Source organism: Aeromonas sp. QDB30 (genome assembly GCF_027707645.1).
Classification (GTDB): domain Bacteria; phylum Pseudomonadota; class Gammaproteobacteria; order Enterobacterales; family Aeromonadaceae; genus Aeromonas; species Aeromonas caviae.
The window spans coordinates 12,603-29,711 of sequence record NZ_JAPCIY010000055.1 but is presented as its reverse complement, the minus strand read 5'-3'; the positions used below and the strand labels follow the sequence as shown (position 1 = coordinate 29,711).

Annotated in this window: 19 protein-coding genes; 7 read left to right on the top strand and 12 right to left on the bottom strand. The window is 64.3% G+C overall.

Features of this window, described 5'->3' with window-relative positions; all coding sequences use genetic code 11:
• Positions 1-374 precede the first annotated feature (374 nt).
• The 6 genes from PG896_RS15325 to PG896_RS15300 all read right to left on the bottom strand — a co-directional run bounded on the left by PG896_RS15325 (position 375) and on the right by PG896_RS15300 (position 5,076).
• On the bottom strand, positions 375-1,097 hold the full coding sequence (locus PG896_RS15325) for a substrate-binding periplasmic protein (protein WP_042880787.1): 723 nt from the start codon (positions 1,095-1,097) through the stop codon (positions 375-377).
• Positions 1,098-1,288: 191 nt separating this feature from the next.
• Positions 1,289-1,783, bottom strand: a complete 495-nt coding sequence (locus tag PG896_RS15320; RefSeq protein ID WP_109422597.1) for a GDYXXLXY domain-containing protein — start codon at positions 1,781-1,783, stop codon at positions 1,289-1,291.
• Entirely contained in the window at positions 1,780-2,787 is a 1,008-nt protein-coding gene (locus tag PG896_RS15315) for a DUF4401 domain-containing protein (protein ID WP_042014995.1), read from the bottom strand. The genes PG896_RS15320 and PG896_RS15315 overlap by 4 nt, the downstream gene beginning before the upstream one ends.
• A complete protein-coding gene (locus PG896_RS15310; protein ID WP_210538985.1) occupies positions 2,780-3,718 on the bottom strand; it encodes a DUF2157 domain-containing protein in 939 nt (312 codons plus the stop codon). Before PG896_RS15310 ends, PG896_RS15315 begins: the two co-directional genes overlap by 8 nt.
• Positions 3,719-3,935: 217 nt before the next feature.
• Positions 3,936-4,493, bottom strand: a complete 558-nt coding sequence (locus PG896_RS15305; RefSeq protein WP_010675206.1) for a TMEM165/GDT1 family protein — start codon at positions 4,491-4,493, stop codon at positions 3,936-3,938.
• Between the two features lie 253 nt (positions 4,494-4,746).
• Positions 4,747-5,076: a translation initiation factor gene (locus PG896_RS15300; RefSeq protein WP_042864056.1), complete on the bottom strand. Its 330-nt coding sequence runs from the start codon at positions 5,074-5,076 to the stop codon at positions 4,747-4,749.
• 119 nt (positions 5,077-5,195) lie between these two features.
• On the opposite strand from PG896_RS15300, the gene PG896_RS15295 reads away from it, so the two are divergent.
• From PG896_RS15295 to PG896_RS15285, 3 genes are read left to right on the top strand one after another with little or no spacing between them, the layout of a single operon-like run.
• On the top strand, positions 5,196-5,423 hold the full coding sequence (locus PG896_RS15295; protein ID WP_270835884.1) for a FeoA family protein: 228 nt from the start codon (positions 5,196-5,198) through the stop codon (positions 5,421-5,423).
• Positions 5,420-7,690: a Fe(2+) transporter permease subunit FeoB gene (gene feoB, locus PG896_RS15290; RefSeq protein ID WP_216986899.1), complete on the top strand. Its 2,271-nt coding sequence runs from the start codon at positions 5,420-5,422 to the stop codon at positions 7,688-7,690. The genes PG896_RS15295 and feoB overlap by 4 nt, the downstream gene beginning before the upstream one ends.
• Positions 7,691-7,735: 45 nt before the next feature.
• On the top strand, positions 7,736-7,978 hold the full coding sequence (locus PG896_RS15285; protein ID WP_045524273.1) for a FeoC-like transcriptional regulator: 243 nt from the start codon (positions 7,736-7,738) through the stop codon (positions 7,976-7,978).
• A 61-nt stretch (positions 7,979-8,039) separates the two neighbouring features.
• On the opposite strand, the gene tapW is transcribed toward PG896_RS15285, so the two are convergent.
• Positions 8,040-9,176 carry a type IVa pilus ATPase TapW gene (gene tapW, locus PG896_RS15280; RefSeq protein WP_029314740.1) on the bottom strand — a complete coding sequence of 379 codons (1,137 nt, stop codon included), beginning with the start codon at positions 9,174-9,176 and terminating at the stop codon, positions 8,040-8,042.
• 56 nt (positions 9,177-9,232) lie between these two features.
• A complete protein-coding gene (locus PG896_RS15275; RefSeq protein ID WP_010675200.1) occupies positions 9,233-9,589 on the bottom strand; it encodes a DMT family protein in 357 nt (118 codons plus the stop codon).
• Positions 9,590-9,701: 112 nt separating this feature from the next.
• Between PG896_RS15275 and PG896_RS15270 the strand changes: the two genes are divergently transcribed.
• The 3 genes from PG896_RS15270 (at position 9,702) to PG896_RS15260 (ending at position 12,276) form a co-directional block, all read left to right on the top strand.
• The gene (locus PG896_RS15270) at positions 9,702-10,433 is read left to right on the top strand and encodes a substrate-binding periplasmic protein (RefSeq protein WP_069785238.1); all 732 of its coding nucleotides are present in this window, start codon (positions 9,702-9,704) and stop codon (positions 10,431-10,433) included.
• 75 nt (positions 10,434-10,508) lie between these two features.
• Positions 10,509-11,516 carry a vitamin B12 ABC transporter permease BtuC gene (gene btuC / locus PG896_RS15265; protein ID WP_270835883.1) on the top strand — a complete coding sequence of 336 codons (1,008 nt, stop codon included), beginning with the start codon at positions 10,509-10,511 and terminating at the stop codon, positions 11,514-11,516.
• Complete coding sequence (locus PG896_RS15260; protein ID WP_103858267.1) at positions 11,503-12,276, top strand: ATP-binding cassette domain-containing protein; 774 nt, start codon at positions 11,503-11,505, stop codon at positions 12,274-12,276. The genes btuC and PG896_RS15260 overlap by 14 nt, the downstream gene beginning before the upstream one ends.
• Positions 12,277-12,487: 211 nt before the next feature.
• Here PG896_RS15260 and PG896_RS15255 read toward each other — a convergent pair whose 3' ends face one another.
• Complete coding sequence (locus tag PG896_RS15255) at positions 12,488-13,552, bottom strand: 3-deoxy-7-phosphoheptulonate synthase (RefSeq protein WP_010675196.1); 1,065 nt, start codon at positions 13,550-13,552, stop codon at positions 12,488-12,490.
• 141 nt (positions 13,553-13,693) lie between these two features.
• On the opposite strand from PG896_RS15255, the gene PG896_RS15250 reads away from it, so the two are divergent.
• Positions 13,694-14,074, top strand: a complete 381-nt coding sequence (locus tag PG896_RS15250; protein WP_052816484.1) for a diacylglycerol kinase — start codon at positions 13,694-13,696, stop codon at positions 14,072-14,074.
• Positions 14,075-14,152: 78 nt separating this feature from the next.
• On the opposite strand, the gene serA is transcribed toward PG896_RS15250, so the two are convergent.
• The 3 genes from serA to PG896_RS15235 all read right to left on the bottom strand — a co-directional run bounded on the left by serA (position 14,153) and on the right by PG896_RS15235 (position 17,044).
• Complete coding sequence (serA, locus tag PG896_RS15245; RefSeq protein ID WP_039040384.1) at positions 14,153-15,385, bottom strand: phosphoglycerate dehydrogenase; 1,233 nt, start codon at positions 15,383-15,385, stop codon at positions 14,153-14,155.
• A gap of 265 nt (positions 15,386-15,650) precedes the next feature.
• Entirely contained in the window at positions 15,651-16,304 is a 654-nt protein-coding gene (rpiA, locus tag PG896_RS15240) for a ribose-5-phosphate isomerase RpiA (RefSeq protein ID WP_167825849.1), read from the bottom strand.
• A gap of 143 nt (positions 16,305-16,447) precedes the next feature.
• Positions 16,448-17,044, bottom strand: a complete 597-nt coding sequence (locus tag PG896_RS15235) for a 5-formyltetrahydrofolate cyclo-ligase (RefSeq protein ID WP_039040382.1) — start codon at positions 17,042-17,044, stop codon at positions 16,448-16,450.
• Positions 17,045-17,109: the final 65 nt, after the last annotated feature.

The window sequence follows — 17,109 nt, the reverse complement described above, 5'->3', positions numbered from 1 at the left end:
CTGCGCGAGCAGCTATCACCCAGTAATGGGAATCCCCCTCCTGTGACGCGAAGCGCTAAGGTGGGGGAGGATGTCAATTCGCTGTGTTGTGCATGTGTATTCCCAAGAGATCGGAGAGATGGTGGGGAAGGGCGTGAGCGCGGCGCTGCCCGATGAAGGCGGCCAGCGGGCACGCTGCCGCCCCTGACTGTCGCTGCCACCGTGCGCCCTGCCCCTTGCCGTGAAAAAGGGGCCAACAGGCTCCTGCGCCCTATATTACGGACCCGAGGCGGTCTGCTTCACCCCTTGTCGTTGCAAGTGGCGAACATTAAACGGGTTTCGTGCGCTGGCTCAAAGGCGGGCCGGGGCCATGGCGGCCCCGGCGGGGGAAAAGGTCAGGGGGAGGGGAAGTATTTGTGCTGGAGCTGCTGGAAGTCGCTGCTGGCCAGCACCTGGGTCAGGCCGAGCTGGAACTCCCTGACCAGGGCATCGTCCACCGGGTGGCTGAAGGCGAAGCAGTACTGCTCGGAGCTCAACATCCAGCGCACCTCGAACTGGGCGGGATCCAGCTGCTGGGTCTTGATGAGATCCAGCAGGGTGGATTTGTTGCTGGAGATCAGCTCGACCCGGCCCGAGGTGAGCATGCGCAGGGCCTGGGAGAGGCGGTTGGCGGTCATGATCTTCTGCTCGTCGAAGCCGGCGTTGAGCAGCAGTTGCTCCCCCACATCGGATCGCACGGCGCCTATGGTGTAGCGCTGGGCATCTTCCAGGCGGGTCAAGGTCAGGGGGCGACTGGCGAGCCCCATCAACACTATCTCGGCATAGCCGATGGGGCAGGCCCACTTGAACAGGGGATTGCGCGCCTCGGTGCGGGCGGTGGAGAAGAGCACCACATTGGGTTTCTGGGTCAGCAGGTAGTAACCCCTGGCCCAGGGGAGGATGCTGACGGGCTGGACAGGGGTGCCGGTCTTTTGCCACACCAGGTGCAGCAGGTCGATGGCAAAGCCGGTCGGGGCGCCATCCTCCCCGGTGAAGTTGTAGGGTTTGTACTCTTCGGTGAGGTAGTGCAGGCTGGCGAGCGCCGGGCTGGCCTGGGTCGCGGGAGTGCCCCAGACCATGGCCGCGAGGGCGGCGCAGGCGACCAGTCTGCGAAGGGGGACTGCAATGTCTATGTTCATCCTGACTGTCCTGCTGCCGAGTGCCCAGTTTCAAGTGTTGCCAAGTCACGGCGTTTCGCCACCCGGCGCAGACGTTATCCGCCGGGGGCCGTCATCATCTTGCCACTCACAACCGGGTCGGCGCCCCCTTTTTACCAGGCCGGGCGGGTGTGACCCAGGGGGGTGAACGCCTCATCCCTCAGCCCCACCAGCAGGGTGCTGCCATCCTCCTGCAGACGAAACTCGCCGTAGCGGGCCGACTCATACTGATCTCCCGTGCCCTCTTCGAAGAAGAAGGCGTCAGGCCCGATAAACCACTGGCCGTCGCGCTGGCGCACCTTGAGCAGACGCTCCCCCGGGCCCGGGGCCTCGGGCTTACCCCCTTCCACCCAGTGCACCACCTGATGTTCATCCAGGCGAACGACCAGGGTGTGGGGGCCGGCGGCGGCCTGGCGGCCCGCCAGCTGGCGGGCGAGGGCGTAGTTCAGGCGCATGTAGTCCCCCTGCATCAGGGAGCGGGGGTCGACCGGTGCCAGCTCGATCAGCACCACCTCCCCCTGGCTCATGGCGTGCTCGAAGCGCCAGACGGCGGCGTTGATGCCGGCGAGCAGGGCAAGACCGGTCAGCAAAAAGGCGAGGCGTCTCATGAGGGGCTCCCGTTGTGAAGGTGCTTGAGCCACTGACGGGTACCGAGCAGCAGGGCCCCCGAGGCGAGCAGCAGCCAGGACTTGGTCATCAGGGTCAGCCCCAGATCGTAGTAATAGAGGGAGCCAAAGCCGAGCAGCAGGAGGCCTGCCAGGGTCATCAGGGCCAGGCTGCCGGCGTAGAAGCCGAGCACCAGCACCAGGGCGCCAGCCCCCATGCCGGGAATGATGGCGCTGATCACCACCAGCGGCAGCCCGTAGCGCAGCGGCAGCCTGAGGCGAACCATGACCGCGAGCAGCAGGGCGGCGCAGAGCAGGGGATTGAGCCAGAGGGGCAGGCGGGAGCTGCCGAGCTCATTGAGCACGCTGGTGCCTCCCTCCCACAGGGGGTGGTGCAGCCGTCCCAGCACCAGCAGGGAGAGTGCCAGCCCCAGGGTGAGGGATTCATAGAGCAGATGGCGGGCGGGATCGCGCTCCGCCTGCAGCCAGCACAGGGCGACGGCGCCCATCACCAGCGGCAGGGCCAGCAGGTGCAGGCCGAGGCAGGCGAGGGCGAGGGTGAGCAGGATGGCGGCGGCGAAGCTGTGGAACAGCCTGATCAGCCAGTGCTCGAACAGGGCGGCCACCCCGAGGGAGAAGGCGGTCAGCCCGAACCAGAGCCACGCGACGTTCAGATCCAGCCTGTCCAGCAGGCCGTAGAGCAGCCAGGCATCTGCCGCCAGCGCCAGCGCCAGCACAAACTGATCCCAGAGATCGCTGCGGGTCGCCATGCGGTTGAGACCGAGGGCGGCGGCCATCAGCACCATCCCCATGGTGAGGGCGTTGTTGGGGTCGCGGGTCAGCTGCTCGAAGGCCATGAAGAGGAAGAAGAGCAGGAAGAGGGCGGCTATCCAGCCCACCATGCCGAGCAGAAAACGGCCCGACCAGTGGGGCTGTTCATCCCGGGGGGCATCCCCTTCCACAAGTTGGGCAGCACGCAGGCGCTCCCAGGGGGTGAGATCAGACATGCAGCCTCCGTTGTTGTTGCAGCCAGCGGCTGGCCATCGCCGACAGGCCGATGGCGATGAGGGCCAGCAGCAAAAAGCCGTTCATGTCCGGCTCCATCCACTTGCCAAGGGCCGCGAGGATCACGGCGATGAGGCTCAGGCACCCCATGGCGAGCCCGGCGATGAACCTGTGGTGCCAGCGCAGGTAGGCGGCGCCGAGCCAGGCGAGCCAGGCAGGCCAGACCCAGGGAGAGGCGGCATCGAACAGGGCCAGCAGGGTGAGCAGGGTGATGCCGAGCCCCGCGGCCAGCCCCGCGAGCCAGGAGGGCATCAGGGCGTAGCGGGCGGGCACCAGGATGAGCAGACCCCAGAGGGCGGCGTTGAGCAGGGTCAGGCACCAGCCGAGGGCCTCCTCGTTGAAGGAGAAGAAGAGATCGAGAAGGCCGAGCCGCCAGTAGAGCACCAGGGCGAGCTGACCGAGCAGCCAGGCCAGGGTCCAGAGCAGCGGGCTTCTGCCAAGGGCCGCCAGCGGCAGCAGCATCAGGGCCCAGGTGGCGAAGAGCTGCCAGGGGTCGGCGCCGGTCTGGTAGGTCTGGCCCACCAGGGCGAGCAGGGCGCCGAGGTTGAGGGCCAGGGCGAGCAGCAGGGCCTGGCGCGGGGTGTCACTCATGTGTTTGCGCCAGAGCACCAGGAGCATGGCGAGCAACGGCAGCTCCAGCAGGGCGAGACGTGAGAGGCGCCCCAGGGCCTGCCAGTTGAAGGCGACGAAGAAGACGAGGCCGGCGCCAAGGCAGAGGCAGCCGAGCCAGAGCAGCAGCCTGTCGAACAGCCACTGCCAGCGGGCAGGGCCGGGGGGCAGATCGCACAGGGCCAGGGCGGCAGGCAGCGAGGCCCGTGGCAGGCGGCCGCGCCTGACCCAGTCGAGCAGGGTCTGTCTTGAGGTGAGGTGCATGGGGGCTCCTGAAGCCGTGATGCCTGAAAGATAAGGCATTATGGCACGGCGCCGCGTCTCGGGGCAGGGGCGCCGTCGGCGTTGCGACACAGGTCGCGGCACGGGGCCATGTCTTTGCACTAAAAAGGCCCCCGCCGTGAGGAGGGGGCCTGAAGGACGTCCGGGGCGGCGGTGGCGATCAGTGCTCACGCTGATCTCCCGCCGGCTTCTATGGAAGTCAGGCGAAGATCAGGGTGGAGATGCCAAGCCCCGCAAAGAGGATGGCGCAGGCAATGCGGATCCCCTTGAGGGGGAGCTTGTCGGCCCCGAGCTTGCCGAGCAGCACCACGGGCACGTTGGCCAGCATCATGCCGAGGGTGGTACCGGTGATCACCTGGATCAGGGAGTCGTACTTGGCTGCCAGCAGCACGGTGGCTATCTGGGTCTTGTCACCGATCTCGGCGATGAAGAAGAGCACGAAGGTGGCCATGAAGGGGCCGTACTTGTCCAGGGAACTCTCTTCATCGTCCATCTTGTCCGGCACCAGGATCCAGGCGGCCATGGCGATGAAGGCGCCAGCGACCAACCAGGTCATCACCTTGGGATCCATCCAGCGACTAATGAATTCCCCTATCCAGGCGGCACCCGCGTGGTTGAGCAGGGTGGCAGCCAGCATGCCGGCGATGATGGGCCAGGGTTTGCGAAAACGACAGATGAGCAACAGGGCCAGCAGCTGTGTCTTGTCGCCGATCTCGGCGATGGCAACGCTGATGGTGGAGGTTAACAAGGCTTCCATAAAAATGACCGGGGGACGGAATTGTTATAAACCAAAGACAAGCCTGCGCCATCCGTCCCCGGTTTTGGCACTGGCCCGTCAAAGGTCTTGTCAAATCCGGCATTGCCCGGATCACCCTGACCATGGTGAGTTGGCACCAAGTATGTTGATCAGGATCGCGCACGGAACGGGTCCGTGGCGAGACTACTCCCCCTCGATGGGAGCGGGCATTCTAGGGAAAAACCCCCGGTGAGGCAAGGCGCGGGATGGGGAATTATCCCCCCACCAGCTTGACCTGAAAGCCGGCCTTCTCCAGTTCGGCCTTGATGAGGTCCCGTTTGTCCCCCTGGATCTCGATGACCCCCTCCTTGAGACCGCCGCCGGTACCGCACTTCTTCTTGAGCAGGGTGGCGAGGGCCTTCTGCTGGTCGGCGGGAACGCCGTGGATGCTGATGACCCCGGCCCCCTTGCGTCCCTTGGTCTCGCGGCGGATGCGCACGACCCCGTCGGCGGGGAAGGGGGAGGCGTGCTGGGCGGGGGCGGATTCCTTGATCATGCCGCCGTCCGTGCTGTAGACCAGGCGGCTGTTGTTGTCGTGACTCATGGCATTACTTTGTCGGTTAGCTAAGCGGAGTTTGATTTTACGCAAATAAATGTTGAGGGCACAGCTTATAATCCCCCCATTAAAAGCGAATTATTCTTGTTTAACTTCAGGAGCCCGTCATGGTACTCACAGAGCTGTCGCCGGGACAGAGCGCTCGCATCACGCACATGAACCACCTTGGCCGCGCCTTGCGGCGCAAGCTGATGGTGATGGGGCTGCTGCCCCAGACCGAGATCCTCTATCTACGGGCCGCCCCCCTGGGGGACCCGCTCCAGATCCAGTGCCAGGGCATCTGCCTCTCCATACAGCGGAGTCTGGCCCAGCAAATCGAGGTGGAGCCGGTATGAGCTACAACCTGGTCACAGTGGGCAATCCCAATAGCGGCAAGACCTCCCTGTTCAACGCCCTGACCGGCTCCCGCCAGCAGGTGGGGAACTGGAGCGGGGTCACCGTCGACAAGAAGATGGGGGCTTTTGCTGCCCGCGGGCAGGAATACACCCTGGTGGACCTGCCCGGCATCTATGCCCTGGCCAACCAGGAGGCGAGCCTGGACGAGCAGATCGCCAGCCGCTTCGTCCAGCGCCAGCAGCCGGATCTGCTGCTCAACGTCATCGATGCCGCCAACCTGGAGCGCTCCCTCTACCTCACCCTGCAACTGCGGGAGCTGGGGCTGCCCATGGTGGTGGTGCTCAACAAGATGGATCTGCTGCAAAAGCGGCGCATCACCATCGACGAGGCCTTGCTCGCCAAGGCGCTGGGGTGCCCCGTGGTGTCGCTCTCGGCCCACAATCGCCAGCAGGTGGCGGCCTTTAAAGAGGGGATCCACCAGTTTATCGGCCAGTCCCAGCCCGCCTTGGTGCTCGACTACGGTCAGCCCCTCGAGGGGGACATCGCCGAGCTGGAGACCCTGCTCGCCCCCCATCATCTGCATCGCCGTGGCCGCGCCCTGCGCCTGCTGGAGGAAGACATCGCCATGCTGGAGACCCTGGCGGCGGGGCAGCAGGCGGCGGCCGACAACGTGGTGAGCCGCGCCCACCACGCCCAGGACATCGACCTGCAACTCGCTGATTTGCGCTACGGCCATATCCACCACTGGTGCCAGCAGGCGTGCCGTCATCAGGACAAGCTCACCGTCGCCCAGAGCGAACGGCTGGACAGGGTGCTGCTCAACCGCTGGGTGGGCATCCCCTTCTTCCTGCTGGTGATGTACCTGATGTTCATGTTCGCCATCAAGGTGGGCAGCGCCTTCATCGACTTCTTCGACATCCTCGGGGGGGCCCTCTTCGTGGATGGGGTGCACCATCTGCTGGGGCTGATGAGTGCCCCCGACTGGCTGGGGGCCGTGCTCGCGGACGGCGTGGGTGCCGGTTTGCAGACGGTGGCGACCTTCATCCCCGTGGTGGGCTGCCTCTTTCTCTTCCTCGCGGTGCTGGAGAGCTCCGGCTATCTGGCCCGCGCCGCCTTCGTGGTGGACGCCCTGATGCGTCGCCTCGGCCTGCCCGGCAAGGCCTTCGTCCCCATGCTGATGGGCTTTGGCTGCACCGTGCCCGCGGTGATGGCAACCCGGACCCTGGGGTCGGAGCGCGAGCGGCTGATGACCTCGGCCATGGCGCCCTTCATGTCCTGCGGTGCCCGTCTGCCGGTCTACGCCCTGTTCGCGGTGGCCTTCTTCCCCGAGTCGGGGCAGAACCTGGTGTTCGGTCTCTATCTGTTCGGCATCCTGGTGGCGGTGCTCACCGGCCTCTTCCTGCGCAGCACCCTGCTGCCGGGCAAGAGCGACTCCATGGTGATGGAGATGCCCGATTACGAGTGGCCCCGTCCGGTGGACGTGGGGCTGCGCACCTGGCAGAAACTCAAGGGCTTCATCTTCGGCGCGGGCAAGACCATCGTCCTGATGGTGGCGGTGCTGAGCGTGCTCAACTCCCTCGGCACCGACGGCAGCTTCGGCAACCAGGATCAGGAGAACTCGGTGCTGAGCAAGCTGAGCCAGTCCGTGACCCCGGTGCTGCATCCCATAGGCGTGCGGGACGACAACTGGCAGGCCACGGTGGGCATCCTCACCGGCATCTTTGCCAAGGAGGCGGTGGTCGCTACCCTCAACAGCCTCTACGCCGGCGGCGCCGGTGATGAGGAGGAGAGTGAATACTCCCTGCTGGGCAGCCTGAAAGCGGCGCTGGCCACCATTCCCGCCAACCTGGCGGACATCGACCCCGCCGATCCCATGGGGCTCAAGGTGGGGGATCTGGAGGACAAGCAGGCGGCAGCCGAGGCCCAGGAGGTGGACACCTCCACCTACGGCAACATGCAGACCCACTTCGACGGCGTGGCCGGAGCCTTTGCCTACCTGCTGTTCGTGCTGCTCTACATGCCCTGCGCCGCCGCCATGGGGGCCCTGGTGCGAGAGACCGGTCGCCAGTGGGCCCTGTTCACCGCCGCCTGGTGCAACTACGTCGCCTTCCTGTGCGCCACCCTCTTCTATCAACTGGCGACCTTCGCCGCCCACCCGGCGCAGAGCCTGGTCTGGAGCCTGAGCTATCTGTTCTCCCTGGGGCTGCTCTGGTGGCTGGGGCGTCGTCACGGCGACATCGTCGCCCGCAAGGTGGTGACCCTGTGAAGGGGCTCATGGTCAGGGGCGAGTGCGCCGAGAGGGGGGGATTCTGTGATCCTGCGTGAACTGGGGGACTATCTGGCCCTTCACAAGAAGGTGAGCCGGCGGGCGCTGGCCCGCCACTTTCACACCTCCGAGGATGCGGTAGAGGCCATGCTCGGGGTCTGGATGCGCAAGGGGCACGTCGCCAAGCGGGAGAGCCGCCTGTGTGGCGGCTCCTGCTGCGGCAAGCACGAAGAGGTGACGTTCGAGTGGTGCGAGCCCGGCCAGATAGGGCTGGTCCAGAAGGGCTGACGCCTGCCCATATGCAAAAGGGAACCCGAGGGTTCCCTTTTTCGTGGCCGCCGTGCCCGTCTCAGAAGAGGTCGCCCTCGTCCTTGGTGGGCTCCAGGCTCCAGCCGCTCGCCGCCGCGCTGTTGCCAATCTGGCCCTTCTCCCGCCAGAGTTTGATCTTGAGGCGCAGGTTGTTCTGGGAGTCCGCGTTCTTCACCGCCTCCTCCTCGTCGATCACCCCCTCGACCACCAGATCGAACAGGGTGCTGTCGAAGGTCACCATGCCAAGGGCCCTGGATTTTTCCATGATCTCCTTGAGGCCGCCAAACTCGCCGCGCTTGATGAGATCGCGCACCGTGTGGGTTCCGAGCATCACCTCCACCGCCGCCCGGCGCCCGCCGTCCGTGGTCTTCACCAGCCGCTGGGAGACAAAGGCCTTGAGGTTGTTGCCAAGGTCGTTGAGCAGCTGGGGTCTGCGCTCTTCCGGGAAGAAGTTGATGATGCGATCCAGCGCCTGGTTGGCGTTGTTGGCGTGCAGAGTGGAGATGGCCAGATGCCCGGTCTCCGAGAAGGCGAGGGCATGCTCCATGGTCTCCCGATCGCGGATTTCACCGATGAGGATGACGTCCGGCGCCTGGCGCAGGGTGTTCTTCAGGGCCGCGTGGAAGCTGCGGGTATCCACCCCCACCTCCCGCTGGTTGATGATGCTCTTCTGGTGGCGATGGACGAACTCCACCGGATCCTCGATGGTGATGATGTGGCCGCCGCTGTTGCGGTTGCGATGATCGATGAGGGCCGCGAGCGACGTGGACTTGCCGGACCCCGTGCCGCCGACGAAGAGCACCAGACCCCGCTTCTCCATGATGGTGTCGAGGAGCACCGGAGGGAGTTTGAGATCCTCGAAGCGGGGGATCTCGGTCTTGATGTTGCGCGCCACCAGGGAGACTTCATTGCGCTGCTTGAAGATGTTGACCCGAAAACGGCCTATCTGGGGCAGGGAGATGGCGAGGTTCATCTCCAGCTCTTTCTCGAACTGCTGTTTCTGCTCGAGATCCATGATGTCGTAGGCGATGCGGGCCACCTCGCCCGGCCCCAGGGGCTCCTGGGTGAGGGGGCGCAAGGCGCCGTTGAACTTGGCGCAGGGGGGGGCGCCGGTGGAGAGATAGAGATCGGAACCGTCCTGTTTGGCCAGGATCTGCAGCATGTCTCTCAATTCCATGAGGGGCCTCGTCGCTCAAAGGGCTGGGGGATGATGAATGGCTTGAGTGTACAGCCTCAGGCGCCGGTCAGTTTTTCGCGGAACACAAAAAAGACCGCGCCCAGGATGCACAGACCTGCCCAGAGGTAGTCCCACTTCAGATCTTCTTTCAGATAGAAGATGGAGAAGGGAACGAACACGGTGAGGGTGATCACCTCCTGCAGGATCTTGAGCTGGCCGACGGAGAGCACGGTGTGGCCGATGCGGTTGGCGGGCACCTGCAACAGGTATTCGAACAGTGCTATCCCCCAGCTCACCAGGGCGGCGATGATCCAGGGTTTGTGATTCATGCTCTTGAGATGGGCGTACCAGGCAAACGTCATGAAGACGTTGCTGCAGATGAGCAGGCCGATACTGGTCATGATGGGGTTCATTAGGTTCTCCTTTTAAATCAATGCATTTTATCTCGACTCCATGGGTTTTCATAAGTGGTGCTTGAGGGTATTTTTAGCTCACAAGGATGTAACAAAAGAAGGCGAAAGCTGGATGGGCAAGACAAGCTGGGGTGCGCTTTGTCTGTTGTTTGCCTGCTGGGCGCAAGGTGCGCCGACCCTGACGGTGGCCACCGATGTCTGGCCGCCGTTTCGCATGCTGGCAGAGAACGACGACTTCCAGGGGCTGGATATCGACATTCTGCGCCAGTTGCAGGCACGCAGCGGCATTGTGCTCACCCTCAAACGGGTGCCCTGGGGACGGGCACTCAAACAGATGCAGACCGGTCAGGTGGATCTGATGATAGGGCTGGCTCACACCGAGGAGCGGGCCGCCTTCATCGACTACCTGCAGCCGTCCTATTACCAGTGCCGGCCTGCCTTCTATGGCAAGCCCGCCGCCGTGGCCGGTCTCAGGCGCTACGAGGATCTGCGAGGCCGCGAGATAGGCTATGTGCTCAACTCCGCCTACTTCCCCCCCTTCGATGGCGACACCCAGCTAGACAAGCACGGGGTCCCCACCGAAGACCAGTTGCAGCGCATGGTAGAGCGGGGCCACCTGCCCCTGATGATAGGGACCGACTGCCAGGTGGATTACGCCCTGAGCCAGCGCAACGACGCCGGCCTCGTCAAGGCGCCCTTCCAGCCCCCCAACCCGGTGGTGCTCTACCTCGGGATGAGCAAGCACTCACCCCACCACGAGCTGGGCCCCAAGCTGGCGCAGGCGTTGCAAGCCATGGTGGAGAGCGGCGAGATAGCGGCGCTGGCCAAGCCCTACCAGCCTTGACCTTGGGTGGTAACGCGCTGTTATCATGCAGCTTTCCTGCCTGCCCCCCGGCGGGCCTCGCTTCTTGGGGATCCCGTGTATCTCGCTCTCATCCGTCGCCAGCAGCGCTGGCAGCGCCGCTGGCTGCTCCTGCTGTCGCTGCTGACCCTGGCCCTGTTCCTGCTCTCTCTCGCCCTCGGGGAGTTCGTACTGCTGCCCTGGCAGTCACTGGGGGATCTGGAGCTGCGTATCTTGCTGGAGCTGCGCCTGCCGCGTGCCCTGCTGGCCCTGCTGGCGGGGGCCTCCCTTGCCTGCGGCGGTGCCGTGCTCCAGGTGATGCTGCACAACCCGGTGGCGGAACCCGGCCTGCTCGGCGTCTCGAGCGGCGCTGGGCTGGCCGCCATGGTGGCGATGGCGGTGGCCAAGGGGCTCGGGCTCTATCTGCCGGGCTGGGGGTTGTCGCTGGCGGCCTTTGGCGGCGCCCTGGTGGTGACCATGCTGCTCATCCGTCTCGCACGCCGGGCACGGCTCGGCCATGGGCGGCTGCTGCTGTTCGGGGTCGCCATCGGCATCCTTACCAATGCGGCCATGACCTGGCTGATGTATTTCGCCGACGACGGCGCCTTGCGGGAATTCATGTTCTGGATGATGGGCAGCCTCGCCTACGGCAGCCAGCAGCTTGCCTGGTGGTGGCTGGTGCTGCCCCTCACCCTCGGCTGGCTCTGCTGGCAGGGGCGGGCACTGCAACAACTGCTGCTGGGGGAGACCCAGGCCCGCCTTATGGGGTTGAACGTGGACAGCATGCGGGTACGCCTGGTGCTGGCGGTCTGCCTGCTCACCGGGGTGGCGGTCTCCCTGTGCGGCGTCATCGGTTTCGTCGGCCTGGTAGTGCCTCACCTGCTGCGCCTGTGCGGTGGCAGCGATCAGCGCTTCCTGCTGCCCGCCTCGGCGCTTGGGGGTGGCGCCCTGCTGCTCGGGGCCGATCTGGTGGCCCGCTCGGCGCTGCACGCCGGTGAGTTGCCCATCGGGGTCATCACCGCCTCGGTGGGCGCCCCGCTCTTTATCTATCTGCTGCTGAGGCAAGATGCCGATGTGTCCCGCTGATCCCGCCCCCTGGCGGCTGGAGGCCCGCGCCCTGGCCATCCCCCATCGCCTCGCCCCCCTGGATCTGGCCTGGTTCGGTGGTCAGCTGGTGGCCCTGCTCGGCCCCAACGGCAGCGGCAAGTCCTCCCTGCTCGGGGCCCTGGCGGGCCTGCTGCCCGCCGATGGCGCCGTCTTGCTGGGAGGAGAGGTCATCACGACCCTGAGCTGGCCCGAGCTTGCAACGCGGCGCGCCATGCTGCCCCAGCGCCAGCCCCAGCTGTTCCACATCCCGGTGTTCCAGGTGCTGAGCCTGGGGCTGGAGGAGGGGGGCCCCGATGCCCAGGCACAGGCGGTGGCGGATGTGTGCGACGCCCTGGAACTGGCGCCCCTGCTGGCACGGGACTTCAGCCGCTTGTCCGGGGGGGAGCAGCAGCGGGTGCTGATCGCCCGCACTCTGCTGCAACTGTGGCCAAGCCTCAACCCGACCGGGCGGGTGCTGCTGCTGGACGAACCCCTGGCGGGGCTGGATCTGCATCACCAGATGGCGCTGCTGCGGCTGCTCAAGCAGCTGGCCGCGCAGGGATTGCTGGTGGTGGTGGCCATCCACGACATCAATCTGGCCATCGACTGGGCGGATCGCGTGCTCTGCCTGCAACAGGGCCGCGTGGTGGGGGAAGGGGACGTCGGGATCATCGACGAGGCGCTGCTGGAGCGGGTGTTCCAGATCCGCACCGATCGCATCGAGGCGGCCGGCCGCACCTGGTTTATGCCGAGCCTGTGAGGCGGGCTTCCCCCTCATCCCCAGCCCTTCTCCCATTCTTTTGAAACAAGTGGGAGAAGGGAGCTGCTCCGTCGACTACGGATACAGCATTGAAAACCTGCAGAGGCTGAGTGAAGCCAAGGGGGCGAGTGAATCACTGTGGACATGAAAAGAGCCAGGCATCCGTGATGCCTGGCTCTTTGAATTGGTAGAGAGAGCGTTGAGCGGTTGTTCAGGCTTTCTGCTTGTCCAGCCGCACCTGAGCGGCTTCTGCCAGCATGGCCAGCAGGGTTTCGGTGTCACTCCACGACAGACAGGCATCGGTGATGCTCTGGCCGAAGGTGGCGGCACAGCCGTTCTCCACGTCCTGACGCCCTTCCACCAGGAAGCTCTCGGCCATGATGCCGGCGATGCCGGTGCGGCCGCGGCGCAGCTGATCGCAGATATCCTGGGCCACCAGCAGTTGGCGGCGGTGATCCTTCATGCTGTTGCCGTGGCTGAAGTCCACCACCAGGCGCTCCGGCAGGCCCACCTGGGCCAGAGCCTCGCACGCCTCGTCGATGCTGGCGGTGTCGTAGTTGGGCCTGTGGCCGCCGCGCAGGATCACGTGGCCGTAGGGGTTGCCGGCGGTGCGGTAGATGGTCATCTTGCCGTCCTTGTCCGGGGAGTAGAAGATGTGGCTGTGACGGGCGGCGCGCACCGCATCGATGGCGATGCGGGTGTTGCCGTCGGTGCCGTTCTTGAACCCCACCGGGCAGGAGAGGGCGGAGGCCATCTCCCGGTGAACCTGGGACTCGGTGGTGCGCGCGCCGATGGCGCCCCAGGTGATGAGATCGCTGATGTACTGGCCGGTCACCATGTCGAGGAACTCGGTGGCGGTGGGCATGCCGGTCTCGTTGATGTCCACCAGCAGTTTGCGGGCCAGTTTGAGCCCTTCATTGACGTCGAAACTGCCGTCCAGGCGCGGATCATTGATGAGCCCCTTCCAGCCGACGATGGTGCGCGGCTTTTCGAAGTAGGTGCGCATCACGATGCACAGGCTCTCTTTGTACTCTTCACGCAGGGTGTTCAGACGCAGGGCGTATTCGTGGGCGGCGGCGGGATCGTGGATGGAGCAGGGGCCGACGATGACCAGCAGGCGCTGATCCTCACCGGACAGAATGGCTTCCACTTGGCGGCGGGCATCCAGCAGGTTCTGGGCGATGGTGTCGGTTAACGGGAAGGCGTGCGCCAGCTCGCTGGGGGTGATCAGGGCCTCCAGGCGACGGGTGCGCAATTCATCGGTGTGAATGGACATACGACTCAATTCTCGAGTGGATAAGGTGGGCGGGATGCCAAAATGCAAGGGAATAAAATAAAGCAAAAGTCACCCGATGGAAACCTTGGGCGGCTCTGATAGGATGTGAACCCAAAAGCCATTTCAAATGAGGTAGTTATCGTGGCAAAGCCAGGCGCGACCGGGATCACCCGCATCATCAACGCAACCGGTTACAGCATGAAAGGTCTCAAATCGGCCTGGGTCAACGAGGCCGCCTTCCGTCAGGAGCTGCTGCTCATCTTGCTGCTGATGCCGCTGGCATTCTGGATAGGTGACTCCCTCAACGAGATCCTGCTGCTCGTCTGTATCAGCTGGCTGGTGGTGATCGTCGAGGTGCTCAACTCCGCCGTGGAGGCGGTGGTGGATCGCATCGGCTCCGAGCATCACGAACTCTCGGGCCGCGCCAAGGATCTGGGCTCCGCCGCCGTCTTCATCGCCCTGGCCCTCAATGCCCTGGTGTGGGGTGCCCTGGTGGGCCGCAACCTGCTGGGCTGGTGGTAGGTTGCGAGAGCAAGCTTTCTTCTGACATAAAAAAGCCCGTCATCACGACGGGCTTTTTGCTGCGCAGATAAGGGTTTATCAGTGCAGGATCCGGGCACGGATGGTGCCATTGATCTCTTTGAGACGGGCCAGGGCCTTCTCGCTGTGCTCGGTTTCGACGTCGATGACCACGTAACCGATCTCGCTGCTGGTCTGCAGGTACTGACCGGCGATGTTGATCCCCTCGTCGGCGAAGATCTGGTTGATCTGGTTCATCACGCCGGGCTGGTTGCGGTGAATGTGCAACAGGCGGCTGGAGCCCTTGTGGCCGGGCAGGGAGACTTCCGGGAAGTTGACCGCGGAGAGGGTGGAGCCGTTGTCGGAGTATTTGACCAGCTTGTTGGCCACTTCCAGACCGATGTTCTCCTGGGCTTCCTGGGTTGAGCCGCCGATGTGGGGGGTCAGGATCACGTTGTCCAGGCCACGCAGGGGGGTGAGGAACTCCTCGTCGTTGGACTTGGGCTCCACCGGGAAGACGTCGATGGCGGCGCCCGAGAGGTGACCGCTCTTGATGACGTCGGCCAGGGCGTCGATGTCCACCACGGTGCCGCGGGAGGCGTTGATGAAGATGGCGCCCGGTTTCATCATGCGCAGTTGCTCTGCACCGATGAGATCCTTGGTGGAGGCGGTTTCCGGTACGTGCAGGCTGATGACGTCAGACATGTTGAGCAGCTCCACCAGATTCGGCACCTGGATGGCGTTGCCAAGGGAGAGCTTGTTCTCGATGTCGTAGTAGTAGACCTTCATGCCGATCATCTCGGCGATGATGCCAAGCTGGGTGCCGATGTGGCCGTAGCCGATGATGCCGAGCTTCTTGCCGCGGGCTTCGACACTGCGGTTGGCCAGCTTCTCCCAAACGCCGCGATGGCACTTGGCGTTCTTCTCGGGAATGCCGCGCAGCAGCAGCAGGATCTCCCCCAGTACCAGTTCGGCCACGGAGCGGGTGTTGGAGAAGGGGGCGTTGAAGACGGGGATGCCGCGCACGTGGGCGGCGTCGAGGGAGACCTGGTTGGTGCCGATGCAGAAGCAGCCGATGGCCACCAGCTTGGTTGCAGCATCCAGGACCTTCTCGGTGATCTGAGTGCGTGAACGCAGGCCCACGAAATGCACGTCACGAATGCGCTCGATCAACTCCTCTTCCGACAGGGACGTCTTCAGATATTCCACATTGGTGTAGCCGGCTGCCCGAAAGGTCTCCACCGTGTTGGGATGGACTCCCTCCAGCAGCAGTACCTTGATCTTATCCTTGTCCAGCGAAAACTTGGCTGTCATGACGTTCCCTCTATTGTTTTGAAAAATGCGTTCAGGCTTGCAGTGTGAAGAAAACCGTAAAGTAGCAAAAACGTTTGGGAGAGGGAATATTTGTGACGAAAGTCAAATTCTTTGAAGTTATCAACGATTGTTGCAGATGTGCTGCTACAAGCCATTGAGGGATAACCAGAAACGGCGCCATGAGGCGCCGTTGTCCATTTGGGGCAGTCAGATTGACTGACCGGGGCGGGGGCTTGCCCGGAGGGAGAGGTCCGGGGAGCAGGCCTTAGTTGGTGAGCACACCCTCGGGGGTGCCGATCAGCACAACGTCGGCGCCACGGTGGGCGAACAGGCCGTTGGTGACCACGCCCACGATGCTGTTGAGGCGGGTTTCCAGAGCCTTGGCATCGGTGATGGCCATGCCTTTGACGTCCAGGATGATGTTGCCGTTGTCGGTCACCACCCCTTCACGCCACACCGGGTTGCCGCCAAGGGCGCGGATCTCGCGGGCCACGTATTCGCGGGCCATGGGGATCACTTCCACCGGCAGGGGGAAGGTGCCCAGCACGTCGACGGTCTTGGTGTTGTCGATGATGCAGATGAACTGGTCGGCCACGGCGGCGACGATCTTCTCGCGGGTCAGGGCGGCGCCGCCCCCCTTGATCATGTCGCGGCTGGCGTTGATCTCGTCGGCACCATCCACGTAGACGGAGAGGGCATCGATGTCGTTGAGGTCAAACACCGGGATGCCGAGACCCTTGAGGCGCTCGGTGGAGGCGATGGAGCTCGACACCGCGCCCTTGATCTGGTCTTTCATGGTCGCCAGTGCGTCGATGAAGTGATTGACGGTAGAGCCGGTGCCCACCCCGACGATGGTGCCGGGTACCACGTATTTGAGCGCAGCCCAACCGGCCGCCTTCTTCATTTCATCTTGAGTCATGATGGATCCTTATGGAAAAAGCGGGCGCATTATATCCAAGCATCCCCCCCAGAGCGACCATGGTGCTCACGTTCCGGCGCAAAAATCCCCAAGATGTAAATCGTTTGCCTGTTTATTGAACCGAAGGGGGCGCTCTCGCCTCATCAGGCAAAGTGCCAGCTGCGGCTGGGGGTGATGATCTGGGGGAGCGGCACGTCCCACTGCTCCCGGGGGACGGCATCCACCTGCTGGCAATCGTGGGCGAGCCCCAGGGGTCTTGGGCCGAGCTGGTGCTCGTGCCAGCAGGCGAGGGTGCGATCGTAGTAGCCGCCCCCCATGCCGAGGCGGTTGCCAGCCTCATCGAAGGCCACCAGCGGGGTGCAGATGATGTCCAGCATGCTGTGGGGCAGCACCTGCTGCACGTCGAGCTCGGGCTCGGCGATGCCGTAGCGGTTGCGGGTCATGGGGGTGGTGGCGGTGTAGCGCAAGAAGAGCAGGTGACCCGGGGTAAAGGGGTGCAGCACCGGCAGGTAGACCTCCTTTTGCCGGGCCCACAGCCAGTGGATGGCGGGCAGGGGATCGAGCTCCCCGTCGTTGGCCAGATAGAGGGCGATGCGCCTGGCCGCGAGGATGCCGGGATGTTCCTGGAAGCGCTCGACCAGCTGTTGGGCCGCCGCCTGCTGCTCGGCCTGGCTCAGGCTTTTTCTGCGCTGGCGAATGAGCTGGCGCAGGTTCTGGCGTTCGGGTTGGGTATCCGGCATGGGGACTCCTGGGCAAAGGTGGGCTGGCGCTACCTTAGCAAGGGGCCGACGGGATGAAAAGCTGA

Coding starts and splice junctions, on each gene's coding strand:
- PG896_RS15315 (WP_042014995.1), bottom strand. CDS start 2,787: ATGTCTGATCTCACCCCCTGGGAGCGCCTGCGTGCTGCCCAACTTGTG.
- feoB (WP_216986899.1), top strand. CDS start 5,420: ATGAGCTACAACCTGGTCACAGTGGGCAATCCCAATAGCGGCAAGACC.
- PG896_RS15235 (WP_039040382.1), bottom strand. CDS start 17,044: ATGCCGGATACCCAACCCGAACGCCAGAACCTGCGCCAGCTCATTCGC.
- PG896_RS15325 (WP_042880787.1), bottom strand. CDS start 1,097: ATGGTCTGGGGCACTCCCGCGACCCAGGCCAGCCCGGCGCTCGCCAGC.
- PG896_RS15320 (WP_109422597.1), bottom strand. CDS start 1,783: ATGAGACGCCTCGCCTTTTTGCTGACCGGTCTTGCCCTGCTCGCCGGC.
- PG896_RS15260 (WP_103858267.1), top strand. CDS start 11,503: ATGTGTCCCGCTGATCCCGCCCCCTGGCGGCTGGAGGCCCGCGCCCTG.
- PG896_RS15270 (WP_069785238.1), top strand. CDS start 9,702: ATGGGCAAGACAAGCTGGGGTGCGCTTTGTCTGTTGTTTGCCTGCTGG.
- PG896_RS15295 (WP_270835884.1), top strand. CDS start 5,196: ATGGTACTCACAGAGCTGTCGCCGGGACAGAGCGCTCGCATCACGCAC.
- tapW (WP_029314740.1), bottom strand. CDS start 9,176: ATGGAATTGAGAGACATGCTGCAGATCCTGGCCAAACAGGACGGTTCC.
- PG896_RS15310 (WP_210538985.1), bottom strand. CDS start 3,718: ATGCACCTCACCTCAAGACAGACCCTGCTCGACTGGGTCAGGCGCGGC.
- serA (WP_039040384.1), bottom strand. CDS start 15,385: ATGACAGCCAAGTTTTCGCTGGACAAGGATAAGATCAAGGTACTGCTG.
- PG896_RS15300 (WP_042864056.1), bottom strand. CDS start 5,076: ATGAGTCACGACAACAACAGCCGCCTGGTCTACAGCACGGACGGCGGC.
- rpiA (WP_167825849.1), bottom strand. CDS start 16,304: ATGACTCAAGATGAAATGAAGAAGGCGGCCGGTTGGGCTGCGCTCAAA.
- PG896_RS15255 (WP_010675196.1), bottom strand. CDS start 13,552: ATGTCCATTCACACCGATGAATTGCGCACCCGTCGCCTGGAGGCCCTG.
- PG896_RS15305 (WP_010675206.1), bottom strand. CDS start 4,493: ATGGAAGCCTTGTTAACCTCCACCATCAGCGTTGCCATCGCCGAGATC.
- PG896_RS15275 (WP_010675200.1), bottom strand. CDS start 9,589: ATGAACCCCATCATGACCAGTATCGGCCTGCTCATCTGCAGCAACGTC.